The organism is Bradyrhizobium sp. CCBAU 53338, assembly GCF_015291665.1.
Classification (GTDB): domain Bacteria; phylum Pseudomonadota; class Alphaproteobacteria; order Rhizobiales; family Xanthobacteraceae; genus Bradyrhizobium.
The window spans coordinates 2,158,645-2,178,589 of record NZ_CP030048.1 but is presented as its reverse complement, the minus strand read 5'-3'; the positions used below and the strand labels follow the sequence as shown (position 1 = coordinate 2,178,589).

The window sequence follows — 19,945 nt, the reverse complement described above, 5'->3', positions numbered from 1 at the left end:
TCAACCACAGGAGAACGTCACATGCGACTAGTCATCATCGGCGCCGGCTTTGCCGGCATGTACGCCGCACTTTCAGCTGCCCGCCTGCGCGACATCCAGGGCGTTTCGCCCGACGAGCTCGAGATCGCGCTGATTGCACCGGAGCCGACACTGGTGGTGCGCCCGCGGCTCTACGAAGCGAAGCCGGAAACGCTGACCGCGCCTCTGCTTGAGGTGCTCAAGTCTATTGATGTCGTTTATGTGCAGGGCAGCGCGGAAACGATCGATACCAAATCCCGCATGGTGAAGGCCTCGACCCCCGAGGGAACACGAAAGACGCTCTCCTATGACCGGCTGGTCGTCGCCACCGGCAGCCGGCTGTTCCGGCCGAATATTCCGGGCCTCGCCGAGCATGGCTTCAGTGTCGACTCGCTCGATGATGCGGTTGCCCTCGACCGGCATCTGCACAGCCTGGCCGACAGGCCGGCCAGAAACGGACGCGACACCATCGTCGTTGCCGGCGGCGGCTTCACCGGCATCGAAGCCGCCACCGAGATGCCCGCGCGACTTCGTGCCATCCTCGGCAAGGAGACCAAGCCGCGGGTGATCATCGTCGAGCGCAACGGCGCGATCGCGCCCGACATGGGCGCGGGCCCTCGTCCCGTCATCGAGGATGCACTCCGCAAGCTCGGCGTGGAGACCAGGGTCGGCGCCGGCGTCAGTTCGCTCGACGAAACCGGTGTCACGCTTTCGAACGGTGAGCGCATCGAAACGGAGACCGTGGTCTGGGCAGCAGGCATTCGCGCGGCTCCCTTGACCCAGCAGATCCCGGCCGAACGCGACAATTCCGGCCGTCTCCTCGTCGATCAGGATCTGCGTGTGGCATCGGTGCCCGGCGTCTTTGCAACCGGCGATGCCGCGAAGGCAGCGTGCGACGACGCGGGCAACTTTGCGCTGATGTCCTGCCAGCACGCCACCCGAATGGGTGCCTTCGCCGGCAACAATGCCGCCGCCGAGCTCCTTGGCGTGCCGACCAAGCCGTACCACCAGAAAGCCTACGTCACATGCCTCGACCTTGGCGAAGCCGGCGCAGTCTTCACCCGCGGCTGGGAACGGAAAGTCGAGATGGTCGGCGACGTCGCGAAGAAGACCAAGCACGAGATCAACACCGTGTGGATCTACCCGCCCCGGGCCGAGCGCGCCGCCGCGCTCGCGTCCGCCGATCCCGAGCACGTCACCGAGGTCTGAGAGCCTCAAGAGATACGGCCGCGCTTCCCTCGCAGAAGCGCGGCTCCCTCGCAATCGACCAAACTGGAGCCGCCCCCGATGAAACACGAGACCGTGCGCACGACGGCGTTCGCCATGCCGCTGACCAACCCGGCTTTTCCACCGGGCCCCTACCGCTTCGTCAACCGCGAATACTTCATCATCCAGTACCGGACGGATCCCGAGGCGCTGCGCCGGATCGTACCGGCGCCGCTCGAACTGACCGATCCGGTGGTGAATTACGAATTCATCCGCATGCCTGACTCGACAGGGTTCGGCGACTACACCGAGAGCGGCCAGGTCATCCCGGTGTCCTATCAGGGGCAGGCCGGCAGCTTTACTCATCAGATGTTCCTCAATGATCATCCCCCCATCGCCGGCGGACGGGAGCTGTGGGGATTTCCGAAGAAGCTGGCGCAGCCGAAGCTCGCGGTCGAGATCGATACGCTGGTCGGCACCTTGAACTACGGCTCGGTGCGCATCGCGACCGGCACGATGGGTTACAAACACCGTGCGCTCGACATCGAGACCGAGACCAGGAAGCTCGCCGCACCCAATTTCCTGCTCAAGATCCTGCCGCATGTCGATGGCTCGGCGCGCATTTGCGAGCTGGTCCGTTACCACCTCGAAGACATCACCGTGAAAGGCGCCTGGACCGGGCCGGCGGCGCTGGACCTGTATTCGCATGCCCTGGCGCCCGTCGCCGAACTTCCGGTCCTGCAAGTGTTGTCGGCCAAACACCTCGTCGCCGACCTGACGCTCGGTCTCGGCACCGTGGTCCACGACTATTTGTCGCCCGAAGCGACCGCACGGCACCCCAGATCCAGATCCGAAATCCTCATTGAGGCAAACGCCGGCTGACCAGATCAGTCGCAACGTCGGGAGAATCTAAATGCTTAAGGTCACGCGCGAACTGAACATTCCAGTGTCAAAACAATCCAGGCCGCTGCCCTATGACGTGGTTGCTCTCGTCCTCCAGGGTGGCGGTGCACTCGGCGCCTATCAGGCCGGAGTCTATGAAGGCCTGCACGAGGCCGGCATCCGGCCAAACTGGTTGGCCGGCATTTCGATCGGGGCTCTCAACGCCGCCATCATCTCTGGCTCGCCGGAGGGCGAGCGCGTGCAGCGGCTGCGCGCGTTCTGGGAGACCATCTGCGCCTTTTCGATCGAATGGCCCGCAGGCGAAGGACTAGCCAATGCCCTGCCCTTTGCGTTCGACATCACCTCGATCCGCAACGCGCTGGCGGCAACGAGAGCATTGGTCCAGGGCCAGCCCGGCTTCTTCAAGCCGCGCTTCCCCTCGCCGCTGTGGTCGCCATTCTCGGGCAATTCCGCGACGAGCTTTTACGATACGGCACCTCTGCACCAGACGCTGGAGCGGTTCGTCGACTTCGACCGGCTGAACTCGGGCGAGGTGCGCGTCAGCGTCGGTGCAGTCAACGTCCGCACCGGCAATCTGGTCTATTTCGACACCGCCGAACGCCGGCTGGGACCGAAGCATTTCATGGCGTCCGGCGCGCTGCCGCCGGGGTTCCCCGCCGTCGAAATCGAGGGCGAGCACTATTGGGACGGCGGTGTGGTGTCGAACACGCCCCTCTCCCGCGTCCTGTCCGGCGAGCCTCGTGACACGCTGACGTTCCAGATCGATCTGTGGTCGGCTAGGGGCCGCGTTCCCTACGACATGATGGAGGTTTCGAGCCGGCAGAAGGACATCCAGTATTCGAGCCGCACCCGCACCGTAACCGATCAGGTGCTGCGTATGCAGAAGATGCGTCGGGCCTTGCAGCGCACGATCGAGAAGCTATCGGACGCCGACAGGCGGGATCCTGAGATCCGCGATATCGCCGAGATGGCGCGCGAGCGCGCCTACAATATCGTGCACCTGATCTATCAGACCAAGATCCATGAAGGCCATTCGCGGGATTACGAGTTCGGGCTGAGCGCGATGCGCGCGCATTGGCAGAGCGGGCTCGATGACATCCGCCGCACGCTGGCCGATCCGCGTCGCCTGGATCCGCCGTCTCTCGAGCTCGGCATCGTCACCCACGACGTCCATCGTCGTGACTGAGATCACGCGTCCCCCGCAGCTTCCGGAGAGAGCCATGTCGACCCTTTCTTACGCCTCCGAACCGAAGACCAAAGCCCGTCATTTGCCCTCGCGTCAGGCGATCCGGCGCGGAGCACTCGCGTTCGCCGCCGCACTGGCCGCAGCCGGGGCTACAGTCTACGGCCACAACTATGTCACGGCTGGCCGCTATTTGGAGACCACCGACGACGCCTACGTGAAGGCGGACTCCACGATCGTCGCACCCAAAGTCTCCGGCTACATTGCGGAGGTTCTCGTCGCCGACAACGAGCCGGTACAGTCCGGCCAGGTGCTGGCGCGGATCGACGACCGCGATTTCAGGACCGCGTTGAAGCAAGCCCAGGCGGATGTCGCAGCATCCGAGGCCGCGGTCAAAAATCTGAACGCGCAGATCGAACTGCAGGAGCCGCTCATCCAGCAACAGGCAGCTGAGGTCGACGCGATCGAGGCGACCTTGAAATTCGCCCAGCAAGAGCGCGCCCGCTACGACGATCTCATGAAGTCGGGTGCGGGCACCCTTCAACGGGCCCAGCAGACCGACGCGGCGTTGCGCTCGCAGATCGCACAATTGCAGCAAGGCAAGGCGGGATTGATCGCCGCCAAAAAGAGGATCGAGGTGCTCGCGACCCAGCGCGCCCAGGCCCTCGCACAGCTCGATCGCGCGCGTGCGCTGGAGCAGCAGGCGGCGCTGAACGTCTCCTATACGCGGATTACCGCGCCGGTCGACGGCACCGTCGGCGCGCGCACATTGCGGGTCGGCCAATATGTCCAGGCGGGTACGCAGCTGATGGCAGTGGTCCCGCTCAATGCGGTCTATGTGGTCGCGAATTTCAAGGAGACCCAACTCACTCACGTACGCAATGGACAGCCGGTCGAACTGCGCGTCGACAGCTTCCATACGACGAAGCTGAAGGGCCATGTCGACAGCCTGTCGCCGGCGAGCGGCCTGGAGTTCGCCCTGCTACCGCCTGACAACGCGACCGGCAATTTCACCAAGATCGTGCAGCGCGTGCCGGTGAAGATCGTGCTCGACGACCAGAGACTGAACGGCCTCCTGCGCCCCGGAATGTCGGCCGAGCCGACCGTCGATACCAAGTCGGCTGTTGTCGCCGAGCGCGACGCCGGGAAGCGGCTCGCCTCGCGCGGCGGCAAGCCCCGCAGCTGACAAAACCGTCCCCCCCCCTCTCACAAGAGAGCAGATCGCCATGACGACACTGCAAACCGCTGTTGGCGCCGGGACCGGAGGCGAACGTCAGTTACCGGCCATGGCCCCCGCCGTTTCGGCAAAGACCTGGCTCGCCGTCATCGGAGCCACGCTGGGCGCCTTCATGGCGGTGCTCAACATCCAGATCGTCAACGCCTCCCTTGCCAACATTCAGGGCGGGATCGGCGCGGGCATCGATGACGGCGGCTGGATCTCGACCTCGTATCTGATCGCCGAAATCGTCGTGATCCCGCTGAGCGGCTGGCTCGCCCGGGTGTTCTCGGTCCGCCTCTATCTGCTCACCAATGCCTTCCTGTTCCTGGTGTTTTCCGCGGCCTGCGCGCTTGCGCAGAACCTGCCGCAGATGATCGCGCTGCGCGCGGTGCAGGGATTTACCGGTGGCGTGTTGATCCCCATGGCGTTCACGCTGATCATCACGCTGTTGCCGAAGGCCAGGCAACCGATCGGACTCGCGATGTTTGCGATATCCGCGACATTCGCACCGGCCATTGGTCCGACCATCGGAGGCTATCTCACCGAGAATCTCGGCTGGGAATACGTCTTCTACGTCAACATCGTGCCAGGCTCGATCATGATCACCATGCTCTACGTCTCGCTGGAGGCGGAGCCCATGAAACTGACGCTGCTGCGCGAAGGTGACTGGGCCGGCATCGCCACCATGATGATCGGGCTCGCCGCGCTTCAGACCGTGCTGGAAGAAGGCAACAAGGACGACTGGTTCGGCTCACCCTTCATCGTCCGGCTGACCGTGATCGCTGCCGTCGCCTTGACGCTGTTCCTCGCGATCGAGCTGACCGTCAAGAAACCACTGCTGAACCTGCGCATCCTGTTCCGGCGCAATTTCGGTTTCGGCGTTCTGGCGAATTTTCTGCTGGGCGTATCGCTGTATGGCTCCGTCTATGTCCTGCCGGTCTACCTGTCACGCATCCAGGGCTACAACTCCGAGCAGATTGGCATGGTGCTGGCCTGGACCGGCCTGCCGCAGCTCGTGCTGATCCCGCTGGTGCCCCGCCTGATGCAGCGGCTCGATCCACGTCTCGTGATCGGCGTCGGCTTTGTGCTCTTCGGCGGCTCCAACTTCCTGAACATCTACATGACCAACGATTATGCGGCCGATCAGCTTTTCTGGCCGAACGTGATCCGCGCGTTTGGTCAAGCCCTCGTCTTTGCGCCGCTCTCGGCAGTCGCAACCGCCGGCATCGAGGCGGAGAATGCCGGGACCGCGTCCGCCCTGTTCAACATGATGCGTAACCTCGGCGGCGCGATCGGAATCGCCGCGCTTCAGACGCTCCTGACCAAGCGCGAGCAGTATCATTCCAACGTGCTCTCGCAGCAGGTGACGATGTTCGAGCAGGCAACCCGCACCCGGCTCGATCAGCTCACGCAATATTTCATGAGCCACGGCGTGATCGACCGCGTCGATGCCATCCACCATGCCTATGTCGCGATCGGCAAGATCATCCAGAAGCAGGCCTTCATTCTCGCCTTCAGCGACACCTTCTATCTGCTCGGCGTCTCGCAGATCGTCGCGCTCCTCGCTGCGCTCATGCTGACAAGGCCCGAGCGCATCGAGGCTGGCGGCGGACATTGATTTCATCCGCAACGACACCACAACGAAGCATGAAAGGAACTCCCATGTTGAAGAATAGAGTAGCGATCGTCACCGGCTCGACCAGCGGCATCGGGCTCGGAATCGCCCAGGAGCTGGCCAGGCTCCGCACTGACATCGTGTTGAACGGCTTCGGCGACCCCGGCGAGATCGAAGCCATCCGCAGCGGGATCGAGCGCGAACACGACGTGCGTGTCGTGTACGACGGCGCCGATATGTCGAAGGGCGATGCGGTACGCCGACTGATAGTGACCACGATCGAGACGTTCGGGCGCCTCGACATTCTGGTGAACAATGCCGGCATCCAGTTCACGGCACCGGTGGACGAATTTCCACCCGCGAAGTGGCACGCGATCCTGGACATCAATCTGTCGGCCGCATTTCACGGCATCGCCGCCGCAGTCCCCCAGATGAAGAAGCAACGCTGGGGCCGGATCATCAACATCGCCTCGACCCACGGCCTCGTTGCCTCGACACACAAGGCGGCCTACGTCGCGGCAAAGCACGGCTTGATTGGCTTGACCAAGGTGGTCGGCCTAGAGACCGCCGGCAGCGGCGTGACCTGCAACGCGGTCTGTCCCGGCTGGGTGCGGACACTTCTGGTCGAAAAGCAAATCGGCGACATGGCGACGCAAAAGAGGATCAGCCATCAAGACGCCGCCAAGGCACTGCTGGGTGAAAAGCAACCGTCCTCCGAATTCGTCTCTCCGGAGCAGCTTGGAGGCACCGTGGCCTTCCTGTGTTCGCCTGCGGCGGACCAGATCACGGGCACCGCCCTCGCAGTCGATGGCGGATGGACCGCGCAATAGCAAAACAACCTGCGAAATCGCTCGACGAGCGAAAGAATGGAGGTCCGCATGGACGAAGAACGCAAAGTTGCAATCATCACCGGCGCGTCACGAGGCATCGGCGAAGCCTTGGTCAAAGCGTATCGCGGCAGAAACTACCGCGTGATCGCGAACGCCCGTTCGATCGAACCGTCATCCGATCCGGACATTCTCGCCGTCGCCGGCGACATCGGCGACGCGCGAACGGCCGAACAAATCATTTCGCAAGCGATCGATCGCTTTGGTCGCGTCGACACGCTCGTCAACAATGCTGGCATCTTCATCGGAAAGCCGTTCATCGAGTACACCAACGACGACTATGCGAAAATGCTGGCGATCAACCTGAATGGCTTTTTCCATATTACGCGACGCACAGCGGCGGAAATGCTGAGGCGCGAGTCCGGGCACATCGTGCAGATCACGAGCAGCCTCGACGAGAACGTCAGCAGCGCGGCGCCATCAGCGTTAGCGGCTTTGACCAAGGGCGGTTTGAATGCGGCGACAAAGTCGCTTGCCGTCGAATTCGCCAGCAGGGGAATCCGCGTCAACGCGGTCGCACCAGGGGCGACCAAGACGTCGATGCACAGGCCTGAAATGTATGACCATCTCGCGAAGCAGCACCCGATCGGGCGTATGGGCGAGGTCCACGAGATCGTCGAGGCCGTGCTCTTCCTTGAAGGTGCCGGATTCGTCACCGGCGAAATCCTGCATGTCGATGGCGGACAAAGCGCGGGCTCCTGAAGATCTGTCAAAGCTTGCAACCGGAGCCGCTTGAGATGTCTCTCCTTACTCAAGACAGTCCTCTGCCTCAGAGGGGTCTGGATTCGGCAGACGAAGCAGCGGAACTGTCGCGCCTGGAGGCGCGGCTACCACCGCTGCTCAGTCTCATTGCCGGAATGGCCGATTTCACCGGCTTCTTCACCTTGGGTCACATCTTCACGGCCCACGTGACCGGCAACATCGTGCTGGCCACCGTCGTTGCCGTTGATGGCGGCGCCTTTCGCTGGGCACAGTTGTCGGCAATCCCCGTCTTTATGATTGCTTTGGCGACTGTCTGGCTAATCGCCCAAGCTTCCGGTCGACACGGCTCGAGTCTGGCCAGGCCGTTGCTTCAGGTTCAGTTCCTGGTGCTTCTCGCACTGTTGATCTTCATCGTCATCACCAAGCCGTCAGCCGGTCCCTCCGGACTGAACGCCAACGCTGCCGCGACGATGGCCATGTCGGCCATGGCCTGCCAATACGCACTCCTTCGCCTGGCGTGGCCAGGCGCGATATCGACCGCGGTGATGACTGGCAATTTAACCAATGCAGTCTTGTCCACGATGGACCTCCTCGCCCCACGCAACCGTCTGCGGCCGCGCGATTCCACGCCGCTCAATCACTCACTGCATCGCCTGCTCAGCTTTATCCTGGGATGCGTCTTTGCTGCAGGAGCAGTCTCGCTGATGGCAGATTGGGCCTGGTCACTTCCCGCCGCACTGGCAGCCATAGCAATGGCGGTGCATTGACGGCGGCCGCCCGCGAAGTTCGTCGGTGACCATCGCTTTTGCCGCCCTTCCGGCCCCAGCATTTCAAATCATGCGCATGCGCCATAAGCCTGCCCACATTGGCCATGGTGAGATTTTTCTAGATCTTCTAGTGCACACAGCGTGCACGCGCCACCCTCTAAGCAATTGAAACGCTTTAACTCTCGTTCCAATCCATCATTGGACAAGCCGCAGCGCCACTCGTCGATCGCCATCCGCTGATGGTCAGTCAGCCCTTAATGACACAACGAAGTGCTGAGGTGACGCGCGATGCAACTGCTATCAACCGCTACCGGCCGTGCGTCGAAAATGACCGTTTGAAAAATGAGACGCTCAAACGGTCTTGCTGGCCAGGATATTTATATGGTGGGCGCACCAGGGCTCGAACCTGGGGCCCGCTGATTAAGAGACATGCCGCGAGCGTTGATTTCTCTGAAGAATTTTTCCAACTGGACCGAAATCGCATCATCAAAGATCAATGGCTTACATCGAAACCTCCAATTGCGCGCGCGCCATGGTCGGCGGGACCGGCGATCAGAAGCGTCGGGGGATCGAGTACCTGGTCCGCTACATCGCGAGACCCACTAGTTCGGAAGTCCTGTTTTCTTATCGACGGGCAGCCTGACTCGGGAGGTGGTGTCTGGATAAGCGCCGTTTGTGTGCGATCCATCGCCGCCCGAGATGGTCTCGATGCAATGATGTAAGTCCAGGACGATGCCATTAATTCGACCCGCGGAGACGGCATGTTGCACGTTTTCCAAACGTGCGCCGGAATTTGCACCTGCTCGACTTTGGTGCACAACCAATCCCGCGCCCTATTCTCGTTTCGGCCGCAACGGATCAGACCTCAGCGTGGAGGAATCAACCTCCGTTTGATTGCTCACGGATTTCAATCCGCGTTTGGAAAGGAGCACAGAATTCTGCCGCAGAAACATCGGCTTGGCGGTTGCTTCCAAATGAAAAGCGAGCTTGCGAATTGGCCGACATTTCCAGACGCCGATACCTCGGCGTGGTCGCCATGCCTTCCAGGGTCAAATCGACACGAGATCTGCGGTTTCCGCCGCGCGCTTGATCGCGTCGATCACTCGAACGCTTTTCAGCCCTTCGCGCCCGCTCACCACAGGCTTGTCCGTACCGCAGATGACCCCGCAGAAATTGGCGATCTGCAGGCCGAGCGGGTCTTCCTTCTCGCAGCTCAGCCGCTCGCGCTCGATCGGCGCCCACCAGCTGGCCTTGCTCGGGTGATGCCATAGATCGAGTTGCGGAATAGCCAGCGATGCCTTCGTGCCGCCGATCTGGTAACACGCCTCCTCCGTATGACTGTAGGCCGGGTTCTCACCGGAAGTGAATTCCCAGCTCTAGGGCGACTGGATGGTGTCGGAGACGTTGACCGTTCCCAGCGCGCCGGAGGCGAAGTGCAGGATGATCACCGCGGTCTCTTCGACCGCATGTCCACGCAGCCGATTGGATTGGGCAGCTTGCACCGCGACGATTTCCCCACACAGGTACCGCAGCAGGTCGACATCGTGGATGAGATTCAGGAAGACAGGCCCCGCCCCTTTCTCGCGGCGCCAGGCCACATCGAAATAATCATCAGGCTTGATCAGCCAGAACATGCCATGCACCGACACGATCTGACCGAGCCGGCCGCTGTCGATCTCCGCCTTGGCGCGCTGGATCATCGGGTTGTGGCGGCGATGATGACCGGTGAGCAGCGGCACGCCCGCTCGCTCGGAGGCCTCGACCAGGGCCTGCGCAGCGTCGACGTCATCCGCCAGCGGCTTCTCAATGAGCGCCGGGATGCCCGCCGCGATTGGGGGTGGCGACGACCACGCCGTCCGGCCGACCTCCGGAGAGCAAGTCCTGCAGGACGGAAACCAATCCACGTTCAGCGAAACCGCCAACTCTCGGGCCGCCGGCATCGGATCGACGATCGACGATAGTACCGCCTCCGGCCGCGCGAGAATCTGTTCGATGTGTCGCTTTCCGATGAGACCCGCTCCCATCACCGACAGGCTGACGGGTGCACTCATACGATGCTATCCTTTCTTCTCGTCAAGCAGCTTGGCGACACGATGCAAGCCGAGCAAATAACCCTGGGTGCCGAAGCCAGCGATGACCCCATCAGCTCGTTTGGACACAAACGAATGGTGGCGGAATTCCTCGCGCTTGTGCACGTTGGAAATATGCACCTCGATCACCGTCCCCTCGAACGTGTTCAAAGCGTCCAGGATGGCGACCGACGTGTGGGTGAAGGCCGCCGGATTCATCACGATCCCGGCAGCCGTCTCGCGCGCCTCGTGGATCCAGTCAATCAGCTCGTATTCCCTGTTCGACTGGTGAAATCGTAGCTCCAATGCCAGCTCCCCGGCCAGCGCCCGGCAATCCCGCTCCACGTCCGCAAGCGTCTCGTGACCGTAGATGTGGGGCTGGCGCTTGCCGAGCAAATTGAGATTTGGACCGTTGAGGACGTAGACAAGACGATTCACGAAAGTACTCCGTTCAGTGATGGGCAAGAATCTCGCCGAGGAACTGCCTGGTGCGGGCGTGCTGCGGATTGCGGAAGAAGGCGTCGGGAGCGCCTTCTTCGATGATCTGGCCTTCAGCCATGAAGATGACGCGATCGGCCACCTGGCGGGCGAAGCCCATCTCGTGGGTGACGCAAATCATGGTCATGCCGTCGTTGGCGAGTCCGATCATCGTATCGAGCACCTCCTTGACCATCTCAGGGTCAAGTGCCGAGGTCGGCTCGTCAAACAGCATCACCTTGGGCTGCATGCAGAGCGCACGCGCAATCGCGACACGCTGTTGCTGACCGCCGGAAAGTTGCGCCGGATACTTCTCGGCCTGATCCCCGATACGCACCCGTTCGAGGTATTTTCGCGCGGTCGCCTCCGCCTCGGTCTTGTTGATGCGGCGTGCGCGAATGGGCGCGAGCATGCAGTTCTGCAAGACCGTCATATGCGGAAAGAGATTGAAGCTCTGAAAGACCATGCCGACGTCCTGACGTACGACATCGATAGCCTTGATGCTGTCGTCAAGCCGATGACCGTTTACCACGATGCTGCCCTGCTGGATCGCCTCGAGGCGGTTGATACAGCGGATCAGCGTCGATTTGCCCGACCCGGACGGACCGCAGAGCACGATCTTCTCGCCTTTGCGCACGATGAGATCGACGTCGCGGAGAGCCTGGTATCCGCCGTACCACTTCTGCACGCCGTTCATTTCGATCAGGATATTGTCCTGCATGGATTCCGCTCCGCTATCGGCCGGCGGCCAGCGCGGATCGGGCGCCGGCCGCCTGCAATGGCTATTGAACTGTGAAGGGAACGCCGGGGACCGAGCCCGGGAAGATCGGCACGGGCGCCTTCATCCATTTGGCGTAGAAGCTGGCCAACTTGCCGTCGGATTTGATCTGATCGATGAATTTGTTGGCCGTCTCGTTCCACTCCTTGTCTCCGAGACGCGTACAGGCCCCGTTGTACAGAGCGGTGAAGTGAAGCTTGGGCTCGAACCCAAGTTCCGGCTTTGCGGCGTTCAGGCGCTGCGGATAGAAGCTGTTGGCGCCGACGGCCTGCACCTGCCCGGAGAGCAGCGCCTGGATCGTGGCCGCATCATCGTCAAACCTGCGGATCTCGGTGCCCGCCGGAGCACTATTTGTGACCTGGGTATCCTGTGTGGAGGACCTCGGAACGCCGATGACGTACTTGCCCATATCGGCATTGCTGTTGATCGCCGTCGCCAGGGCCGCGACAAGCGTGATCTCGTTGGCGACATACGGCTTGGAATACTGCACCGCCTTTGCACGCTCGGGCAGCATGGCCATGGTCGCGAACAGAATGTCGACGCGGCCTGTGGTCAGCGCCGGAATACGATTGGCCACCGCCAGCGGAACGAACTCGGCCTTCACGCCGAGATAGTCAGCGAAGGCGCGCCCCATATCGGCATCGATGCCATCCTGCTTTCCCGAGCTGTCGACATAGCCCCACGGGGGATTGTCGCCTTGGATACCGATGACGACGACGCCCTTCTTCTTCACGTCTTCCAACGTGCCGGCCTGCGATTTGCCTGCGACGGCGATAGCCGCCAATGCCAGCAATGCGGCCCCGAGCTGGCGACGGTTGGGTGAAAACAACATGAGTATCTCCTCCTGGTGATGGCTGTTTGTGATTGGATAGGTGCGCCGTTCCTACCTTTGACTGGCCAGGGCGAGCCTGGCCTCCATCCGGCTGCCCCACCACGACAATGGCCAGCAGAGGATGAAATACATCGCGCCGACCACGCCGAAGACGAGCAACGGCTGGAAGGTCTGGTTCGATACGATTTGACCGGCGCGGGCGAGTTCGATGAAACCGACGATGGCGGCGAGCGACGTGCCCTTGATGAGCTGCACGAGATAACCGATGGTCGCCGGCAGCGAGATGCGAATAGCCTGCGGCAGCACGATGTCGCGCATGCGGGACGAATAGTGCAGTCCGAGCGCCATCGCCGCCTCGGTCTGGCCGCGCGGCACCGCCTGTATCGCTCCGCGCCAGATCTCACCAAGGAAGGCGGAGGCATTGACGGTGAAACCGATCGCCACTGCGGCGAAGGCGTCGAGCTTCAATCCGGTGAGCGCCAGTCCGTAATACACGACGAAAAGCTGCAGCAGCAGCGGCGTGCCTTGGAATATCCCGATGTAGATGCGGGTAATCCATTCCACGCTCCTGTGACCACAGGTGCGCAGCAATGCAACCGCCACCCCAGCCGTGCAGCCACCGACAAACGCGACCAGCGTCAGCAGCGCGGTCCATTGCAACCCGCGCAGCAGGAATCCGAACTCAAGAAGACCAAAATGCGGTGTCATGATCGCCTCCCTCAGCGCGTCGGATAAGAGAAGAAGCGGTGAGAGATCACCGCAAAGCCCAGCATCAGCAGCCAGGAGATCGCGAGATAGAGGAAGGTGACGGAGAAATAGACCTCGAAACTGCGGAACGTGTCGCTTTCGATGCGCTGGGCAACCGACGTCAATTCGTAGGCCGACACCGCCGAGCAGATCGAGGAGGTCAGCGTCAGCATGATGAACTGACCCGTGAGCGAGGGGTAGATCGCTCGAAGTGCAGGCTTCAGCACGATGAACCGGAACACCTGCCCTTTGTGCAGTCCGAGCGCGTAGCCCGCTTCCACCTGTCCTTTATGGATGGACTGCACCCCGCCTCGGATGATCTCGATGGCATATGCGCCGCCATTGACACCGAGCGCGATAATGGCGGTGGCCGTCGGATTGAGCTTCAACCCGATCAGCGGCAGGGCAAAGAACAGAAAGAAGATCTGCACCAGGAAAGGCGTATTGCGCACGATCTCGACGAAGCCGATCACGAGAGCACGTAACCATGCCGCCTTCGCATCGCGTGCCGCGACGCCGGCGACACCGATCACCATCGCGAGCGTCATGCCGGCAAGCGCCAGACCCAACGTACCCACGCACCCCCACAGCAGCGCGGGCATCGCCTGCCAAACCACCGAGAAATCGAGCGTGTAGCCCATCTTGCGTTTCCTCTCGGGCGTTGTGCGTGCCGCTCGCCCATCGGCCTGAGGTCACCCTCCCAGGGATGCAAAAGTGGCGAAGAAGACGTCTGGATCAGGTGAAATGCCCGTGAACAGGCGAAATGCTTCGGTGCCCTGGAAAATCGCCATACCACCGCCATCGACGGTGCGGCAGCCGAGGCCGCGCGCCGCACGCAGCAGCGCGGTTTCGAGCGGGAAATAGACGATCTCGGCGACCCACAGATCGGGACGCAGCAAGGCCGTCGGCAGCGGCGTGCCCGGATATTTGTCCATGCCGATCGGCGTTGCGTTGACGATTCCGTCAGCGGCAGCGACGGCCGCCGCGACATCCCGGCCGACCTTCAAGCGCACTTCTGCAAATCGGGGGGACAAGCCGTCGACGACGCTCTGCGCTTTGGCTACGTCGACGTCGATAATGGTCAGTTCCCGCACACCAAGCTTCATGAGCGCGAAAGCAACCGCCGCGCCTGCGCCGCCCGCGCCAAATTGGACGACGCAACCGAGTGGTGCACCCTGCATGTTGCGGAGAAAGTTCTCGGCGAAGCCGAACCAGTCGGTGTTGTGGCCGGTCATTCGACCGTTCCTGATGACCACGGTGTTCACGGCGCCAAGCGCCTCCGCGTCAGGCGAAAGCTCGTCCAGGAGCGGAAGGATCGCCTGCTTGCAGGGATGGGTCACGTTCAACCCGTCGAAGCCCATCCGCCTTGCCGCCGTCAGCAACTCCGGCAGTGCTTCGGCACCAAGTTTCAACTCTGTCAGGTCGATCTTCTTGTAGAGATAGCGGATGCCCGCGGCGTCGGCCGCCGCCTCGTGCATGGGCGGCGTGCGGGACGCAGCGATGCCGCTACCGATCAGACCGACGAGAAAGCTGGACTTCGGATGCATGCCCGGCATCGCCCGTCAGCTCAAAGGGACAGTCAGCTCGGCGATGACCCGAGCCGTGCCAGGTCGAACGCCGCGCCACCACGCAAAAGCTTCCGCCGCCTGCTCGACCAGCATGCCGACGCCGTCCGCCAGCTTGGCTACGCCTTCGGCGCGGGCGGCTTGCAGAAAGGGAGTGAGTCCCTTGCCATAGGCAAGTTCGTACGCCAGCTCCGAACCGCGGAAGACGTTGCCCGGAAGCGGCGGCATCTCACCTCGCAGGCTGGCCGATGTCGCGTTGACCACGACGTCATAGCCCTCGGCAAGATCGGCCAGTTCGGCATAACCGCTGACGATCAGGGGACCACAACCGGCAAACTCTTCGGCCAATGCCACGGCCTTCGATAAGGTGCGATTGACGAGGACCAACTCGGATGGCTCCTGACGCAGGAACGGCAGCAGCGCGCCGCGCGCCGCGCCTCCAACGCCGAGCATCAGGACGCGCCGGCCGGCCATCTTGACGCCGAGATTGACCGTGATGTCCCGCACGAGCCCTATCCCGTCGAAATTCTCGGCAATGATCCGATCGCCCTCGAACTTCAGGCAGTTTGCGGCGCCAGCGCGGTCGGCGCTCTCTGAAATCTCGTTTGCGTAAGCGAAGGCATCGAGCTTGAACGGGGCCGTGATGTTCAGCCCCTTGGCGCCCTCGGTCCGGAATTGATCAACCCGTGCGTTGAAGCCACCGAGTGGTGCCTCGATTGCCTCATAGACGAGGTCCTGCCCCGCCATCTTGGCGAACGTGCCATGGATGAGAGGTGATTTGCTGAAGCCGATCGGATTGCCGATCACCGCGTAACGGTCGCTCATGGCTCACTCCCGCGCTGCGGCTTCGTTGTAGAGGACGCCGTCGCGCACCATCGTTTCTACGAGCTCGGCCGACAGCCCCAGCGAAGCCGCAATACGGCGATTATCCTGGCCGAGCAGCGGCGCCGGCGTGCGCACCGTGGTGTCGCAATCGGAGAACCGGAACGGAAGGTTCGGCAACGTCACCTTGCCGAGCACAGGATGCTCCTGCTCGACCAGCATGCCGCGCGCCTTGATCTGCGGATCCTTCACGACCTCTTCGATGGTCTGCACGGGAGCGGACGGCACGCCTGCTGCCTCAAGCGCCGTAAGACAAGCGTCACGAGAGGGTTGCGACAGCGTCCAGTTGCGCACGATCTCCATCGCTTCGGCATAGTGAGCGTTGCGCGCGGCAGGCGTGGCGAAGCGTTCATCGGACGACAACGCGGGGCCACCGATCAGCATTGCCAATCTTTTCCACGCATCATCGACTTGCGCAGCGATGACGAGATTGCCGTCCTTTGCGGGAAAGACGCCGTAGACGGTCGAATCCGGCTGCCCGCTGCCGGTCTGCCGCGGCAGGTCGGTCCCGCCGGATAAGAAGTAGCGCTGAACGGCATAGTCGTGCATCGAGACCATGCAATCGTACAGCGCCAGATCGATGTGTTGACCGCGCCCGGACGACGCGCGGCCGAGCAGCGCGGCATTGATGGCAGCCACGCCGTGAATGCCGGTGTACATGTCCGCGAGCGGCATCCGCAGCAGCGGCGGCGCTTCGCCGGGGGACCCCAGTTGCGCCAGAGCACCCGACATCGCCTCTGCGATCAGGCCGAAGCCCGGACGGTCGGCATAGGGACCGGTGTGGCCATAGGCGGAGACCGAACAGTAGATCAGTTTGGGATTGCGCGCGGACAGCGCCTTGTAGCCAAGCCCGAGACGCTCGAGTGCGCCGGGGCGGTAGTTCTCGATGAAGACATCGGCCGTGTCGACCAGCTTCATCATCATGTCGAGACCACGCGTATCGCGCAGATCGATGCACAATCCCTGCTTGCCCATGTTCTGCTGCAGGAAGTAGCCGGACTGACCGTCCTTGAAATAGCCGTGGGCGCGGCCCGCATCGCCTTGCCTCGGACGCTCCACCTTGATGACCTCAGCGCCCATCGCGGCGAGGCAGCGGCCCATGAACGGGCCTGCGAGGAAATGGCTGTAGTCGATAACGCGGATGCCTTTGAGCGGCAGATCTTTGAACGACAAATCTTGCACGGTCATGCCTGCTCTCCTGCTACGCTGGTCTTCGGGCGCATCGGGATCATCAGCCGATGCTCACCTAGCTGCACCACTTCACCGCGCTGGTTGATCAGCTCCGAGGGCAGCACCACGATGCCCCATCCATCGCGCTTGGTGGTGCGCATCGAGCCGACGCGGAACTTCACATGCACGGTGTCGCCGAGCTTGATCGGCAGCTTGAAATCCCACGTCCAGCCCAGCGACATTCCCGGAAGGAAGCGGTAGTCGGCACGGGTCTTCAAGCCATCGGCCAGCGACAGGCCGAACAGCCCGTGCGCGACGCGTGTACCGAAGGGTGTGGTCTTGGCGTATTCCTCGTCGACATGAACGGGCGTGAAATCGCCCGTCAGCTCGGCGTAGGCATTCACCATGGTTTCGGTAACTGTCACTGAGGGAGTGACGCATTCGTCGCCAACCTTGGCATCGTCCCAGTAGCGCTCATCGGTCATGTCGCGTGTTCCCTAGGCCCGTGGATTAATCGCCAGCGCCGCTTCCACGGCACCCGCACTGGCTTGCAAGATTTCGACGTTCAGCCCGCCCGGCAGCTCGAGCCAGTTGGGCCCCGCGGGCAGTGCTTTAGCGCCCCACGCAGCAGCACGGGCGAGCACACCTTCATAGTCGTCGACCATGATGCCAAGATGGGCGAGGCGCCCCTCCGGTCCGACGAAGTTCGGATCCTCGATGAGTTGCACGCTTCCGAGCACCCAGACCTGCCGCGGACGCGCGCCTTCGGCGGGCTGCTCGTCGCGAATGGCAAGACCAAGCACCTCTCGAAAGAAGCCGACGTGACGATCGACATCCGGCACGCGGATCGCGACGTGTTCGACATAAGCGCGGGGCAACGACATCGTCTCAGGCCCTTCCCGGATAATCGCTGCGCGCGTACTCAAGCCCCTTGACCAGCGCGACGAGGGTCGCGTTGACGGGGGTCGGCACGTTGACCTTGGCGCCCCAACGCACGACCGAGCCGTGGATGTAGTCGACCTCGGTCAGATTGCCTGACTGCAAGCTCTGCAACATCGACGTCTTGAACTCGGGCGGCAGTCCGGCAGATGCCATCGTCCAGGCAACGCGCGGATCGGCAATCGAGATCTTCACGCCAGCCGCTTGCGCGACAGCGATGCCCTCCGAGATTGCGGCAAGTGCACACTCTTCCAGGACAGGCAGAGAATACAGACCGCCATAGGTCAGCCCGGTAATTGCGGTGATTCCGCCGCCGGCGACGTTGATGAAGAGCTTGTCCCACATCGTGCCCAGGATGTTGTCGCTGAGCAGCGTGAGAACGCCGGCACGATTGAACGTCTCTGAAATCCGTTGCGCGCGCTCGGTCAAGCGTCCATCGAGCTCGCCGATGATGGTTTCCTTGCCGACGACGCCGGAGCGAACATGACCGGGTCCGAGCAGCACGCCGCCAACATAGGTCTTGCCTGCCATGACCCTGTCACGACCGACTTCCTCCGAAAGGATGTCTTCGTGGCCAAGGCCGTTTTGCAGCGACATCACGACCGTCTGCGGCCCGATGATCGGCGCAACCGCCCGGATCGCATCCCGCGTGTGGTAGGATTTGACGAGGATGATGACCAGGTCCGCCACATTGCCGACCTGGCCCGCGGAGGTGCAGGCCGAGACCTTCACGACGGTCTCGGCGCCACCTTCGAGCATCCGCAGACCACTGGCATTGATTGCGTCGACATGAGCCTGAAACGGATCGATCAACCAAACCTCGGCCCCACCGCGCGCCAGCGTGCCGCCGATGGTCGAGCCCAAGGCTCCCGCTCCGGCAAAGCAGATCCTCATCCGAACGCGTCTCCCTCGCCTATTTTGGCGTTGGAAGCGTGCTAGCAGGCTGAGTAGTATTTGAATATGCTATGATACTTATAATCATTATTGCGATTCGCAATGAAGCAACGAAACCCGTCCGAGACGAATCTTTTGGAGCCGCGCCTGCTCCGGCTGTTTGACGCGTTGTTCTCCACGGGCAGCGTCACCAAGGCCGCCGAGAAGCTCGGTCAAAGCCAGCCGACCATTTCCATCTGGCTGGCCCGCCTGCGAAAGGAGTTGGACGATCCGCTATTCATCCGATCGGCGGAGGGAATGCTGCCGACCCCGCGCGCCGAGGCTCTGATCGGCACGGCCCGGCAGGCGTTGGAGATGCTGCGACGTCTGGCGGAGCTTCGCCCGGAGTTCGATCCGGCGACTGCAAGACGCCGCTTCGTCATCTGCATGACGGACGCGAGCCACATCACGCTGCTTCCGGCCATTCTCGCCCATGTTCGTCATGTTGCGCCGGGCATCCGCATCGAGGCGGCACAGATCGGCGCCGACACCCCACGAATGTTGCAGTCCGGCGAGGCCGATCTGGCGCTCGGCTACATCTCGGATCTCGACGCCGGACACTTCCAGCAGGCGCTGTTTCCGCAGGATTGGGTCTGCCTGGCAAACGCAAAACATGCCCGGATCCGCGACTGCATCACCGCAAAGGATTTCCGGCGTGAGGCGCACGTTCACATTCGCTCCGGCACCGGACATCAATTGCTCGCGGACGCGCTGAAGGAGCAGCAGATGGTCCTCGACGTTGCGCTCGAACTGCCGGGCTTTTTGGGGCTACCCGCAATCGTCGGGACGACCGACCTGATCGCCACCCTGCCAAGGCACATCGGCGAAACGTTGGCTCACTATTACGGACTGCGCGTGCTCGATTGCCCGTTGGCGGTCGCCGGCTTCACGGTGAAGCAATATTGGCATGCCCGCTTCCATCACGACCCGGCAAGCCAGTGGCTGCGTGACGTATGCGGGGAGCTTTTTCAACAGCAGCAAGTGCGGGGTCTACATCATTCCGGTCAGCCGAAGCAACGAAGGCCACGCAATTTGCGGCCGTAGTGGAGCGGC

General features: G+C 62.3%; 20 protein-coding genes and 1 pseudogene. 9 read left to right on the top strand and 12 right to left on the bottom strand.

All coding sequences use genetic code 11. From position 1 onward, the window contains the following. Positions 1–21: 21 nt before the first annotated feature. From XH90_RS10245 to XH90_RS10210, 8 genes are all read left to right on the top strand, one after another. A complete protein-coding gene (locus XH90_RS10245; protein ID WP_194480994.1) occupies positions 22–1,227 on the top strand; it encodes an NAD(P)/FAD-dependent oxidoreductase in 1,206 nt (401 codons plus the stop codon). Positions 1,228–1,305: 78 nt separating this feature from the next. Beyond that, positions 1,306–2,106, top strand: coding sequence for an acetoacetate decarboxylase (locus XH90_RS10240; protein ID WP_194480993.1), 801 nt, complete (start codon positions 1,306–1,308; stop codon positions 2,104–2,106). Between the two features lie 31 nt (positions 2,107–2,137). After that, positions 2,138–3,313, top strand: a complete 1,176-nt coding sequence (locus XH90_RS10235) for a patatin-like phospholipase family protein (protein WP_194480991.1) — start codon at positions 2,138–2,140, stop codon at positions 3,311–3,313. Between the two features lie 34 nt (positions 3,314–3,347). Beyond that, positions 3,348–4,496 carry an HlyD family secretion protein gene (locus tag XH90_RS10230; protein ID WP_194480989.1) on the top strand — a complete coding sequence of 383 codons (1,149 nt, stop codon included), beginning with the start codon at positions 3,348–3,350 and terminating at the stop codon, positions 4,494–4,496. A 40-nt stretch (positions 4,497–4,536) separates the two neighbouring features. After that, positions 4,537–6,147: an MDR family MFS transporter gene (locus XH90_RS10225; RefSeq protein WP_194480987.1), complete on the top strand. Its 1,611-nt coding sequence runs from the start codon at positions 4,537–4,539 to the stop codon at positions 6,145–6,147. Positions 6,148–6,191: 44 nt separating this feature from the next. Continuing rightward, on the top strand, positions 6,192–6,974 hold the full coding sequence (locus tag XH90_RS10220) for a 3-hydroxybutyrate dehydrogenase (RefSeq protein ID WP_194480985.1): 783 nt from the start codon (positions 6,192–6,194) through the stop codon (positions 6,972–6,974). Between the two features lie 48 nt (positions 6,975–7,022). Next, the gene (locus XH90_RS10215) at positions 7,023–7,733 is read left to right on the top strand and encodes an SDR family NAD(P)-dependent oxidoreductase (protein WP_194480983.1); all 711 of its coding nucleotides are present in this window, start codon (positions 7,023–7,025) and stop codon (positions 7,731–7,733) included. 35 nt (positions 7,734–7,768) lie between these two features. Next, positions 7,769–8,500, top strand: coding sequence for a DUF1275 family protein (locus XH90_RS10210; protein ID WP_194480981.1), 732 nt, complete (start codon positions 7,769–7,771; stop codon positions 8,498–8,500). Between the two features lie 1,049 nt (positions 8,501–9,549). Here the strand turns inward: XH90_RS10210 and XH90_RS10205 are convergent. The 12 genes and pseudogenes from XH90_RS10205 to XH90_RS10150 form a co-directional block, all read right to left on the bottom strand. Then, positions 9,550–10,551: pseudogene (locus XH90_RS10205) on the bottom strand (Gfo/Idh/MocA family protein). 6 nt (positions 10,552–10,557) lie between these two features. Next, a complete protein-coding gene (gene aroQ / locus XH90_RS10200; RefSeq protein ID WP_194480979.1) occupies positions 10,558–11,007 on the bottom strand; it encodes a type II 3-dehydroquinate dehydratase in 450 nt (149 codons plus the stop codon). Between the two features lie 13 nt (positions 11,008–11,020). After that, positions 11,021–11,767 (bottom strand): amino acid ABC transporter ATP-binding protein, encoded by a 747-nt coding sequence (locus tag XH90_RS10195; RefSeq protein ID WP_194480978.1) that lies wholly within the window; start codon positions 11,765–11,767, stop codon positions 11,021–11,023. 61 nt (positions 11,768–11,828) lie between these two features. Next, entirely contained in the window at positions 11,829–12,656 is an 828-nt protein-coding gene (locus XH90_RS10190; RefSeq protein WP_194480976.1) for a transporter substrate-binding domain-containing protein, read from the bottom strand. A 51-nt stretch (positions 12,657–12,707) separates the two neighbouring features. Continuing rightward, a complete protein-coding gene (locus XH90_RS10185; protein WP_194480974.1) occupies positions 12,708–13,364 on the bottom strand; it encodes an amino acid ABC transporter permease in 657 nt (218 codons plus the stop codon). An 11-nt stretch (positions 13,365–13,375) separates the two neighbouring features. Next, complete coding sequence (locus XH90_RS10180) at positions 13,376–14,044, bottom strand: amino acid ABC transporter permease (protein WP_194480972.1); 669 nt, start codon at positions 14,042–14,044, stop codon at positions 13,376–13,378. A 51-nt stretch (positions 14,045–14,095) separates the two neighbouring features. Next, a complete protein-coding gene (locus tag XH90_RS10175; protein ID WP_194480970.1) occupies positions 14,096–14,950 on the bottom strand; it encodes a shikimate dehydrogenase in 855 nt (284 codons plus the stop codon). 15 nt (positions 14,951–14,965) lie between these two features. Then, entirely contained in the window at positions 14,966–15,793 is an 828-nt protein-coding gene (gene aroE, locus XH90_RS10170; protein ID WP_194480967.1) for a shikimate dehydrogenase, read from the bottom strand. Positions 15,794–15,796: 3 nt separating this feature from the next. Further along, positions 15,797–17,038, bottom strand: a complete 1,242-nt coding sequence (locus XH90_RS10165) for a CaiB/BaiF CoA-transferase family protein (RefSeq protein ID WP_194480965.1) — start codon at positions 17,036–17,038, stop codon at positions 15,797–15,799. Continuing rightward, on the bottom strand, positions 17,035–17,505 hold the full coding sequence (locus XH90_RS10160; protein ID WP_194480962.1) for a MaoC/PaaZ C-terminal domain-containing protein: 471 nt from the start codon (positions 17,503–17,505) through the stop codon (positions 17,035–17,037). Before XH90_RS10160 ends, XH90_RS10165 begins: the two co-directional genes overlap by 4 nt. 12 nt (positions 17,506–17,517) lie before the next feature. After that, positions 17,518–17,904, bottom strand: coding sequence for a VOC family protein (locus XH90_RS10155; protein WP_194480960.1), 387 nt, complete (start codon positions 17,902–17,904; stop codon positions 17,518–17,520). A 4-nt stretch (positions 17,905–17,908) separates the two neighbouring features. Then, on the bottom strand, positions 17,909–18,853 hold the full coding sequence (locus XH90_RS10150; RefSeq protein ID WP_194480948.1) for a ketopantoate reductase family protein: 945 nt from the start codon (positions 18,851–18,853) through the stop codon (positions 17,909–17,911). Between the two features lie 102 nt (positions 18,854–18,955). On the opposite strand from XH90_RS10150, the gene XH90_RS10145 reads away from it, so the two are divergent. Beyond that, a complete protein-coding gene (locus XH90_RS10145) occupies positions 18,956–19,936 on the top strand; it encodes a LysR family transcriptional regulator (protein WP_194480946.1) in 981 nt (326 codons plus the stop codon). Positions 19,937–19,945 lie beyond the last annotated feature (9 nt).

What these genes read in the sequence shown, in the direction of transcription:
- XH90_RS10245 (WP_194480994.1), top strand. Translation starts at nt 22, where the DNA reads ATGCGACTAGTCATCATCGGCGCCGGCTTTGCCGGCATGTACGCCGCA.
- XH90_RS10240 (WP_194480993.1), top strand. Translation starts at nt 1,306, where the DNA reads ATGAAACACGAGACCGTGCGCACGACGGCGTTCGCCATGCCGCTGACC.
- XH90_RS10235 (WP_194480991.1), top strand. Translation starts at nt 2,138, where the DNA reads ATGCTTAAGGTCACGCGCGAACTGAACATTCCAGTGTCAAAACAATCC.
- XH90_RS10230 (WP_194480989.1), top strand. Translation starts at nt 3,348, where the DNA reads ATGTCGACCCTTTCTTACGCCTCCGAACCGAAGACCAAAGCCCGTCAT.
- XH90_RS10225 (WP_194480987.1), top strand. Translation starts at nt 4,537, where the DNA reads ATGACGACACTGCAAACCGCTGTTGGCGCCGGGACCGGAGGCGAACGT.
- XH90_RS10220 (WP_194480985.1), top strand. Translation starts at nt 6,192, where the DNA reads ATGTTGAAGAATAGAGTAGCGATCGTCACCGGCTCGACCAGCGGCATC.
- XH90_RS10215 (WP_194480983.1), top strand. Translation starts at nt 7,023, where the DNA reads ATGGACGAAGAACGCAAAGTTGCAATCATCACCGGCGCGTCACGAGGC.
- XH90_RS10210 (WP_194480981.1), top strand. Translation starts at nt 7,769, where the DNA reads ATGTCTCTCCTTACTCAAGACAGTCCTCTGCCTCAGAGGGGTCTGGAT.
- XH90_RS10195 (WP_194480978.1), bottom strand. Translation starts at nt 11,767, where the DNA reads ATGCAGGACAATATCCTGATCGAAATGAACGGCGTGCAGAAGTGGTAC.
- XH90_RS10190 (WP_194480976.1), bottom strand. Translation starts at nt 12,656, where the DNA reads ATGTTGTTTTCACCCAACCGTCGCCAGCTCGGGGCCGCATTGCTGGCA.
- XH90_RS10185 (WP_194480974.1), bottom strand. Translation starts at nt 13,364, where the DNA reads ATGACACCGCATTTTGGTCTTCTTGAGTTCGGATTCCTGCTGCGCGGG.
- XH90_RS10180 (WP_194480972.1), bottom strand. Translation starts at nt 14,044, where the DNA reads ATGGGCTACACGCTCGATTTCTCGGTGGTTTGGCAGGCGATGCCCGCG.
- XH90_RS10175 (WP_194480970.1), bottom strand. Translation starts at nt 14,950, where the DNA reads ATGCATCCGAAGTCCAGCTTTCTCGTCGGTCTGATCGGTAGCGGCATC.
- aroE (WP_194480967.1), bottom strand. Translation starts at nt 15,793, where the DNA reads ATGAGCGACCGTTACGCGGTGATCGGCAATCCGATCGGCTTCAGCAAA.
- XH90_RS10165 (WP_194480965.1), bottom strand. Translation starts at nt 17,038, where the DNA reads ATGACCGTGCAAGATTTGTCGTTCAAAGATCTGCCGCTCAAAGGCATC.
- XH90_RS10160 (WP_194480962.1), bottom strand. Translation starts at nt 17,505, where the DNA reads ATGACCGATGAGCGCTACTGGGACGATGCCAAGGTTGGCGACGAATGC.
- XH90_RS10155 (WP_194480960.1), bottom strand. Translation starts at nt 17,904, where the DNA reads ATGTCGTTGCCCCGCGCTTATGTCGAACACGTCGCGATCCGCGTGCCG.
- XH90_RS10150 (WP_194480948.1), bottom strand. Translation starts at nt 18,853, where the DNA reads ATGAGGATCTGCTTTGCCGGAGCGGGAGCCTTGGGCTCGACCATCGGC.
- XH90_RS10145 (WP_194480946.1), top strand. Translation starts at nt 18,956, where the DNA reads ATGAAGCAACGAAACCCGTCCGAGACGAATCTTTTGGAGCCGCGCCTG.